Annotated in this window: 10 protein-coding genes; 8 read left to right on the plus strand and 2 right to left on the minus strand. The window is 71.4% G+C overall.

Annotation, left to right across the window (positions count from 1 at the left end; translation table 11 throughout):
• Positions 1-125: 125 nt before the first annotated feature.
• Complete coding sequence (locus AB0G63_RS38575; RefSeq protein WP_360760442.1) at positions 126-695, minus strand: DUF664 domain-containing protein; 570 nt, start codon at positions 693-695, stop codon at positions 126-128.
• A 653-nt stretch (positions 696-1348) separates the two neighbouring features.
• The gene (locus AB0G63_RS38580) at positions 1349-2077 is read right to left on the minus strand and encodes a class I SAM-dependent methyltransferase (protein WP_360760420.1); all 729 of its coding nucleotides are present in this window, start codon (positions 2075-2077) and stop codon (positions 1349-1351) included.
• A 189-nt stretch (positions 2078-2266) separates the two neighbouring features.
• Between AB0G63_RS38580 and AB0G63_RS38585 the strand changes: the two genes are divergently transcribed.
• The 8 genes from AB0G63_RS38585 (at position 2267) to AB0G63_RS38620 (ending at position 8462) form a co-directional block, all read left to right on the plus strand.
• Positions 2267-3100, plus strand: coding sequence for an alpha/beta fold hydrolase (locus tag AB0G63_RS38585; RefSeq protein ID WP_360760423.1), 834 nt, complete (start codon positions 2267-2269; stop codon positions 3098-3100).
• 183 nt (positions 3101-3283) lie between these two features.
• Positions 3284-3712, plus strand: coding sequence for a hypothetical protein (locus tag AB0G63_RS38590; protein WP_360760426.1), 429 nt, complete (start codon positions 3284-3286; stop codon positions 3710-3712).
• A gap of 169 nt (positions 3713-3881) precedes the next feature.
• Positions 3882-4907, plus strand: a complete 1026-nt coding sequence (locus tag AB0G63_RS38595; protein ID WP_360760429.1) for a hypothetical protein — start codon at positions 3882-3884, stop codon at positions 4905-4907.
• Positions 4904-5224 (plus strand): MmoB/DmpM family protein, encoded by a 321-nt coding sequence (locus AB0G63_RS38600; RefSeq protein WP_360760432.1) that lies wholly within the window; start codon positions 4904-4906, stop codon positions 5222-5224. Before AB0G63_RS38595 ends, AB0G63_RS38600 begins: the two co-directional genes overlap by 4 nt.
• 13 nt (positions 5225-5237) lie before the next feature.
• Positions 5238-6755: a YHS domain-containing protein gene (locus AB0G63_RS38605; protein ID WP_351893425.1), complete on the plus strand. Its 1518-nt coding sequence runs from the start codon at positions 5238-5240 to the stop codon at positions 6753-6755.
• Positions 6756-6758: 3 nt separating this feature from the next.
• Positions 6759-7079, plus strand: a complete 321-nt coding sequence (locus AB0G63_RS38610; protein WP_351893424.1) for a phenol hydroxylase subunit P4 — start codon at positions 6759-6761, stop codon at positions 7077-7079.
• 10 nt (positions 7080-7089) lie between these two features.
• A complete protein-coding gene (locus AB0G63_RS38615) occupies positions 7090-7539 on the plus strand; it encodes a 2Fe-2S iron-sulfur cluster-binding protein (protein ID WP_360760436.1) in 450 nt (149 codons plus the stop codon).
• 8 nt (positions 7540-7547) lie between these two features.
• On the plus strand, positions 7548-8462 hold the full coding sequence (locus AB0G63_RS38620) for a catechol 2,3-dioxygenase (RefSeq protein WP_360760439.1): 915 nt from the start codon (positions 7548-7550) through the stop codon (positions 8460-8462).
• Positions 8463-8588 lie beyond the last annotated feature (126 nt).

Genomic DNA, 8588 nt, shown 5'->3' on the forward strand with positions numbered 1-8588 from the left:
CGCAGTCCCGGCCACCCTCGCTCCAGGACGCGCGCAGCAGCCCGGCCGCCGACCCAGGTGACGAGCGCGGCCGGCAGCCGACTGACGCCGTCCTCACCGACGGAGCGGGCGGCCCGCGGCCCCGGTCACTGGCCCACTCGCCCGTCGACGCACTCGCGCAGCAGGTCGGCGTGCCCGCAGTGCCGGGCGTACTCCTCGATCCGGTGCACCAGCAGCTCCCGGACGGCGATGCCCTCCTTGCCCACGCGCTCGCCCAGGTCCGGATGCGCGGCCAGCGCGGCATCGGTCGCGGCCTGCTCGCGCGCCAGATCCACGTACGCGGCGTCGACCACGGCCTGCTCGGCGACCGCCCCGTCGAAGTCCGCGTCCCGCGCGCCGTACAGCTTCGGCAGCGGATCACCGTCGCCGATCCAGTTGCGCCAGTCCCGTTCCACCTCGGCGAGGTGCCGCACCAGGCCGAGCAGCGACATCGTCGACGGCGGAACCGAACGGCGGGCCATCTGCTCCGCGTCCAGCCCCTCGCACTTCATGCGCAGGGTCAACCGGTAGTTCGTCAGATAGTCCTGGAGCGTGGCGAGTTCACCGTCCGGACTGTTCCCCTCGCTGTTGCGGGGGTCGTCGTCCGGGTCGGCCCACATGTCGGGGTAGACGGTGGCCTGGGTCCATCGTGCGGGTCGGTCGCTCATGCGGCACATGGTGGTGTGCGGGCGCCGCGGCACGCGAACCGTTTTCGGGGCTGAACGCTCTCGGCCCCTCCCGCCGGATGCCGATCCGGCCCCTTCGGCCGGATGTCGGTGCCGTGGTCTGCCGTCCGGCCCATGACGCGCTCGGCACGCACCGCCGACGCGGCCGACTGCCTTCGTCAGCGAGGCAGGAGAGGACCGGTCACGCCTTGATCACGCGGACGGCGGCACACCCGGGAGGCGCCCATGACGCCGACGACCCCCGCGCGGGAAGCACTGCTGGACGCGGTCGGACACGGCCGCGTCGAGGAGGTCCACGCGTTGCCCGAGAACCCGGGAGGCCCACCTCGACCGTACGGCGCTGATCGACCGCTGCCTCGGCCGGCTGCTGCGCGGCTTCTGGAACCTGCTGGATGGCTTCGGGCCGATCGAGGACGAGCCGGCGCGGCGGGTGGGCGACTGGGCGCGGCTGCCCGCGGACGCGCCCGCGCCCATCGCCGGTCGCGCCCAGGACCTGCTGCGACGCCTCCAGGAGGCTGGACGGCTGGACGTCTCCGTGCGTCGAACAGGCCCGCCGCCTGCGCGACAGCCTCACCGCCGCCTGACGGCGCCACTCGCCCGCCGTGCGCTGCGGGCGCCCCGCGCTCCGCGCCCGGTGAACCCGGCTACCGCGGACGCCGTGCGACGAAGACGAACTCCCGGCCCGGCCGGTCGGGAGCGTCACGGACGTCGTCGAGCACGTACCCCTGCGCGTCCAGGTCCGCCTCGACCTCCTGCCGGCCGCGGAAACGCACCGTGGAATCCGAGGTCAGAACCTGCCCGTCCGCAGCGAAGACGTAGGTCCACCGATACGTCACCAGCGGCCCGTCCACGTCCGTGACCCGCACCCAGCTCTCGACGGCGCCGACCCCCGGAACGTCCGTGACGTGATACGACGCGTTCCTGTTCCACTCCTCCCAGGCGCGCCGGGCCGGGTCCCGGGTCTCGAACACCAGGCGCCCGCCCGGCCGCAGGGACGCCCGCGCCCTCCGCAGCGTCTCCCGCCACCTGCCCGGGTCCACGACGGCCTGGGCGACGTTCGCCGTCATGGTCGCCATATCGACCCGCAGCGGCGGCAGCGCCGTCACGTCCCCGCGGATCCAGCGCACCCGTTCCCCGCCCGGCTTGCCCTCCGCCACGTCGACGGACGCCTCGGCGGGGTCGAGCCCGACGACCTCGATCCCGCGGCTCGCCAGCAGGAGGGCGAACGTTCCCGTCCCGCAGCCGATGTCCAGCACCCGACGCGCGGCGAACTCCTCCGCCATGCGGACGTACGCGTCCAGATCACCGCGGTCGGCGTCCAGCACGTCGTAGATCGCCGCGAGCCGCGGATGCCCGTAACACTCGTCAGCCATGCGCCCGACGGTAGGCCCCGCCGCTCGGCGCCCTCCACCGGGTTTCGCCGCACCGGACACCGCCGGCTCGTGGAGGCGGTCCGCGACCGCGTGTTCCCGAGAGGGGAACACCGGGGCGTGACGACGGGCCGTCGGCAGGACGATCGCGGGGACCGCCGGCAACGGCTGGAGACTCGGAGGGCAATGCGTATGAGCGGGCAGAAGCGGCCGGAGATCGGCGCGGAGGTCACCGCGGGCGGGATCCGGACCAACTACCTGGAGGACGGGCAGGGCAGCCCGGTCGTGCTGGTGCACGGATCGGGCCCCGGGGTGACGGCGTACGCCAACTGGCGGCTGACCATCCCGGCGCTCGCCGAGCGGATGCGGGTGCTGGCGCCCGACATGGCGGGATTCGGGTTCAGCGAACGCCCCGAGGGGGTGAGCTACGGACTGGACCTGTGGGTCGACCAGCTGGTCGGGTTCCTCGACGCGCTGGAACTGCCGTCCGCGTCGATCGTCGGCAACAGCTTCGGCGGCGCCATCGCGCTGCGCGCCGCGGCGCGGCATCCGGACCGGGTGGACCGGCTGGTGCTGATGGGAAGCGTCGGGGTGCCGTTCCCGCTTACCGAGGGGGAGGGGCTGGACGCGGTCTGGGGGTACCAGCCGTCGATCGAGAACATGCGGCGGCTGCTCGACATCTTCGCCTACTCCCGGGAGCTGGTGAGCGACGAACTGGCTCAGGTCCGCTACCGGGCCAGCGTCCAGCCCGGGTTCCAGGAGGCGTTCTCGTCGATGTTCCCCGCGCCCCGGCAGCGCTGGGCCGACGCCATGGTCACCCCCGACGACGAGATCCGCGCCCTGCCGCACGAGACCCTGATCGTGCACGGCCGGGAGGACCGCGTCATCCCGCCGGCCAACTCGTTGCGGCTGATGGAACTGATCCCCGCCGCGCGGCTGCACGTCTTCGGCCGCTGCGGGCACTGGACCCAGATCGAGTGGGCCGACGAGTTCAACGAACTCGTGGCCGACTTCCTGACCGCCTGAACCGCCGGGCCGCCTGAACCGCCGGGCCGCCTGAACCGCCTGACCGCCTGACCGCACGAGCGGCCGGGCCGCGTGCGGCCCGGAGCGCCTGTTCCGGCGTGAGGAACGCCGGTGGCGCCCCCGCCCGGCCGGCCCGAATCTCATCTGCAGGCCGTGGCAGGACCGGCCGGGAGGAGTATCGACGTGACCCCTTTCATGCTCAGCGTCGCCGAGATCCTGGGGCGGGACCCCCGGGCCGGCGAACTCCCCGTCCCGGGGACCCGACCGAGCGAGCCGACCTCGGCCGGCGCCGGAGCCGACCGTCAGGTGGCCGTACGCGCCCTGGCCGAGCAACTGGTCTGCGAGGCCAACGCCGTGCTGACCCAGGCGGACGACCACCTGGCGCTCACCGACGAACTGTCCCTCGACGAGCTGGCGTTCTCGGTGCACTACCGGGGCCGCTCGGCGCGGGTGTCCACCCGTTTCACCGACGGCACCGCCTACGGGCGGCTGGTCGGCGACGGCCTGACGGACACCGAGCCGCGGGAGCTGGACGGCCCCGAGGCGCTGACCGGCCTGCTGCTGAGGCTGCTGGCCGCGTCGGACGTCCCGCGCCGCCCCGCCGCCGTCTGACGGGCCCGTCCCGGCCCGTCCGAAAACCGTCCGGCCGGCCCGTCCCGAAAGCCCTCCGGCCGGCCCGTCCCGAAGGCCGTCCGGCCGGCCCGTTCCCAACCGCGGAACGGCGCTCGCCATCCCCCTGTGGCCCGGGCCACAGTCCTCGCAAGCACCCGAGGAGACGACATTGCAGTACGAACTGCGTACCCAGGTCATCGAACCGAGACGCAAGACGTTCCAGTACCTCATCGACCGGTACGGTGACCGCCCGGCGTCCCGGTACGAAGAAGGCACCATCGACGTCCAGCCCACCGAGCACTTCCACTACCGGCCCCTGTGGGCGCCCGAAAAGGAGCTGTACGACGAGAGCTGGAGCGCCTTCCGGCTCACCGACCCGTACTCCTTCACCGACCCCCGCCAGTACTACTACGCCCCCTACGTCACCGCCCGCGCCTCGCTGCACGACGCCTTCGCCCGGACGCTGGACTACCTCGGCAGCCGCGACCTGCTGACCAGGCTGCCCGAACCGTGGCGGGAGCTGATCGGGCGGACGGTGCTGCCGCTGCGGCACTACGAGTCCGGCGCCCAGATGGTCAGCACCGCCGCCGCCCGCTTCTGCTACGGCGCCACCATCGCCCAGTGCTGCGCCTTCGCCGCCTTCGACCGCGTCGGCAACGCGCAGATCATCAGCCGCGTCGGGATCGCCCTCGGCGGCGGCACGGCCGACCTGCTGCGGGACGCCAAGCAGACCTGGCTGGACGCGCCCGAGCTGCAGCCGTTGCGCCGTTACGTCGAGGAACTCCTGATCGAGGAGGACTGGGCGGCCGCCATGATCGGCCAGGACCTCGCCGACCGGCTGATCTACGCCCTGCTGTACCGCAAACTCGACGAAGCCGCGCTGCTCGGCGGGGCCGGCGGCTACAGCCTGGTCGCCCAGCACCTCAGCGGCTGGTTCGCCGACCACGGCCGCTGGCTCGACGCGCTGTACGCGGCCTGGCTCGCCGACCCGGAACACGGCGCCGCCAACGGCGCCGAGCTGGCCGCCGTCGCCGAGCGCCTGCTGCCCGCCGCCGCCGAAGCGGTCGGCGCGCTGGCCGACGCCGCGGACGGCCTGGTCGACGCGGGCTGCCGCGGCGCCGTAGAGGAAGCCGCCGCTGCGGTCCGTACCGCCCTGAGCGCCCTCGGTGCGCCGATCAAGGAGCAGAGCGCATGACCGACACCCACCCCGCCCCGACCAGGACGGGCGCCGCACGCCCCGTCCGCAACGTCGGCGTCGATCTGCAGGAGAACGAGGACACGCGCGCGCTCGTGGAGGCGATCGAGTCCGTCAACGACGGCCTCACCGTCCTCCGCCTGCCCGGCCTGGTGAAGATCCAGCGCCCGGGACGGCTGGTGATCAGCCGGGAGAGCGTCGAGGAACGACTGGGCCGCCCGTGGGAGACCCACGAGTTCCAGCTCGCCATCGTCTCCTACTCCGGCCACTTCGCCGAGTGGGACGACGACGAGATCGTCATCGCCTGGGAGCACTGAGGAGACCAACGACATGGCCGCCACCCCGCGCAAACTGTCGATGAAGCAGCGCTATTCGGCGCTCACCCGTGATCTGGACTGGGAGCCGTCGTACGTCGACCCGGAGAAGGTCTTCCCCTACACCTCCTTCGAGGGCATCAAGATCCACGACTGGTCGAAGTGGGAGGACCCCTTCCGGCTCACCGTCGACGCCTACTACAAGTACCAGGCCGAGAAGGACAAGCGGCTGTACGCGGTGCTCGACGGCGCCGCGCAGAGCCAGGGCCACCTGTCCCTGTCCGACGCCAAGTACCTGAACGCGATGAAGCTGTTCCTGCAGGGCGTCACCCCGCTGGAATACCAGGCGCACCGCAACTTCGCCTACCTCGCCCGCCACCTCAACGGCCCCGGCCCGCGGTTCGCCGCCCTGTGCCAGTCGGTCGACGAACTGCGGCACACCCAGACCGAGATCCACACGCTGTCGGCGTACAACAAGTACTACGGCGGCTTCCACTCCTGGAACACCATGCACGACCGGGTGTGGTACCTGAGCGTGCCGAAGTCCTACTTCGACGACGCCCTGTCCGCCGGCCCGTTCGAGTTCCTGATCGCCATCGGTTTCTCCTTCGAGTACCTGCTGACGAACCTGCTGTTCGTGCCGTTCATGTCCGGTGCCAGCTTCAACGGCGACCTGCCCACGATGACGTTCGGCTTCTCCGCGCAGAGCGACGAGAGCCGGCACATGACCCTCGGCCTGGAGGCCATCAAGTTCCTGCTGGAGCAGGACGAGGCCAACGTGCCGATCGTGCAGGAGTGGATCGACAAGTGGTTCTGGCGCGGCTACCGCGTCACCGCGCTGATCGCCCAGATGCTCGACTACATGCTGCCGCGCAAGGTCATGAGCTGGAAGGAGGCGTTCGAGCTCTACTTCGAGGAGCAGATGCTGAACGGCCTCTTCCCGGACCTGGAGTTCTACGGCATCCGCCCGCCGCGCCACGTGCAGCAGGCGATCGACGAGAAGGAGACCCTCAGCCACCAGGTCTACTGGGTGCTCCACCAGTTCAGCTTCGCCGCGTCGTTCACCACCTCGATCCCCGGCGCGGAGGACCAGGAGTGGCTGGCGGCCAACTACCCCGACACCTTCGACAAGTACTACAAGCCGCTGTGGGACAAGGCCCAGCGGGTGGTGGACGGCGGCGGGCGCTTCTTCTACCCGGGACTGCCGCAACTCTGCCAGGTCTGCCAGATCCCGATGCTGTTCACCGAACCCGGCGATCCGACCACGATCTGCCAGCGCAGCACCGAGTACAAGGGCGAGCGGTTCGACTTCTGCTCCGACGGCTGCCAGTGGGTCTTCGAACGCGAACCCGAGAAGTACGTCCAGGCCTGGCTGCCCGTCCACCAGATCTACCAGGGCAACTGCGGCGGCCCCTCGGTGCCCGAGGTCCTCGCCTGGTACGGCATTCAGGAAGGCGACGGCGGCGAGTACACCGGATCCGCCGACAACGAGAACTGGGAGCGCTGGCACTCGAGCGCTCCGGTGGGGAGCTGAGCCATGCCGGTCCGCGCGATCGCACCGTACGACTTCCCGTCCCGCTCCCGCCAGGAGCTGTACGGCGACGACCAGTTGGTCCACCTGTGGTGGAAGGACAACATGTGGTTCGGAGCCGCCGCCTGTTTCCGCACGCCGAAGGCGATGACCTGGGCCGAGTTCCGCTCCGCGGTGGTCGACCCGTGGGCGTCCGCCGACCCGGACTACGACCCGGCCGGCGCCTGGCGCTGGAGCCTCGACGGCGCGCCCTTCGAACCGTCCGACGACCAGACGCTCGAAGCCCTCGGCGTGGGCCACAAGAGCCTGCTCGCCTTCCACGGCTGAGAGCGCCGCGATGCCCACAGTGACCGTACAGCCCGAGGGCGTGGTCGTGGAGCTGCGCGCGGGGGAGACCGTGCTGGAGGGTCTCCACCGCGCGGGCTACGCCTACCGGACCGGATGCCGGCGCGGCGGCTGCGGGATCTGCAAGGTGGATCTCGTGGCCGGCGACGTCGAGTACCACAAGACGGTCGCCGACACCGTCCTGCCCGCGTCCGAACGCGGCTCGGGCACCTGCCTGACCTGCCGCGCCGTCCCCGCCGGCGACGTCTGCATCACCCTGCGCAACGACCGGTTGCGCGCCCTGCACCCGCTGCTGGCGTTCCGCCCGAGCAGCACCCCGGCCGGCGGGACCGGCACCGAACCAGCTGGCCCGGCCGGCGCACACCTCGCCGGCGGGACCGGCACACACCTTGCCGGAGTGACCGGCACACACCCTGCCGGCGGGACCGGCAGCGAGAACTAGGAGCCGCAATGGCAGTCATGCGCCTGGGATACGTCCACGCGCGGGTCACCGACCTCACCGACGCCAGGAGCCACTACGTCGACACCCTGGGCCTGCGCCCGGTCCAGGAGGACGCCGGGCAACTGCTGCTGAAGGCCTGGGACGAGTGGGACCACCACTCGGTCGTCCTCGAGGAGGGCGGCGTCGGCCTGAACAAGCTCGGCTACAAGGTCCACGACCCGGCCGATCTCGACGGCTTCGAGAAGCGCGCCCAGCAGTTCGGCTGCCGGGTGGAGCGGATGAGCAAGGGCGACAACCCCGAGGTCAGCGACGGCATCCGGATCTTCACGCCGTCGGACCACGTCCTGGAGCTGTACCACGACATGACCCTGGTCGGCTCCGACGTCGGCAGCGTCAACCCCGAGGTGTTCCCGCGCCACCTGGTCGGCGTCGGCGTGCCCAACATCGACCACGCGCTGATCACCGCCGAGGACGTCAACCTGATGGACCGCTTCTTCTCGGAGGTGCTGGACTTCTACGCCACCGAGCGGGTGGCCACCTCTCTCGACGACGACGCGGAGTACATCGGCACCTGGATGAGCGCGGGCCAGAAGGTCCACGACATCGCCCTGATCAAGGGCCCGCAGGGCAAGCTGCACCACTTCGCCTTCGAACTCGGCGACTGGTCCGACGTGCTGCGCGCCGGCGACCTGTTCGCCATGGACGACGTCTCCGTCGACATCGGCCCCACCCAGCACGGCATCACCCGCGGCAAGACGATCTACTTCTTCGACCCCTCGGGCAACCGCAACGAGGTCTTCGCCGGCGGCTACCGGGCCTACCCCGACCGCCCGTGCGTGACCTGGACCCCCGACCAGCTCGCCAAGGGCATCTTCTACGTCGGTCGGGAGCTGAACGAGCGCTTCACCAGCGTCCTCACCTGAACCCGGCCCCGATCGCCCCCAGAACAACCCAGCCGTGGGGGGGGGGGGGGGGGGGGGGCGCGCCCGGGCCCGCACCCCGCGGGCGCCGCAGACCACCCGAACCAGGAAACGCCGTTACCAAAAGGC

The sequence above is a fragment of the Streptomyces sp. NPDC020996 genome (genome assembly GCF_040641355.1).
In the GTDB taxonomy this organism is placed as follows: Bacteria; Actinomycetota; Actinomycetes; order Streptomycetales; family Streptomycetaceae; genus Streptomyces.

Coding starts and splice junctions, on each gene's coding strand:
- AB0G63_RS38585 (WP_360760423.1), top strand. CDS start 2,267: ATGAGCGGGCAGAAGCGGCCGGAGATCGGCGCGGAGGTCACCGCGGGC.
- AB0G63_RS38605 (WP_351893425.1), top strand. CDS start 5,238: ATGGCCGCCACCCCGCGCAAACTGTCGATGAAGCAGCGCTATTCGGCG.
- AB0G63_RS38610 (WP_351893424.1), top strand. CDS start 6,759: ATGCCGGTCCGCGCGATCGCACCGTACGACTTCCCGTCCCGCTCCCGC.
- AB0G63_RS38580 (WP_360760420.1), bottom strand. CDS start 2,077: ATGGCTGACGAGTGTTACGGGCATCCGCGGCTCGCGGCGATCTACGAC.
- AB0G63_RS38575 (WP_360760442.1), bottom strand. CDS start 695: ATGTGCCGCATGAGCGACCGACCCGCACGATGGACCCAGGCCACCGTC.
- AB0G63_RS38620 (WP_360760439.1), top strand. CDS start 7,548: ATGGCAGTCATGCGCCTGGGATACGTCCACGCGCGGGTCACCGACCTC.
- AB0G63_RS38600 (WP_360760432.1), top strand. CDS start 4,904: ATGACCGACACCCACCCCGCCCCGACCAGGACGGGCGCCGCACGCCCC.
- AB0G63_RS38615 (WP_360760436.1), top strand. CDS start 7,090: ATGCCCACAGTGACCGTACAGCCCGAGGGCGTGGTCGTGGAGCTGCGC.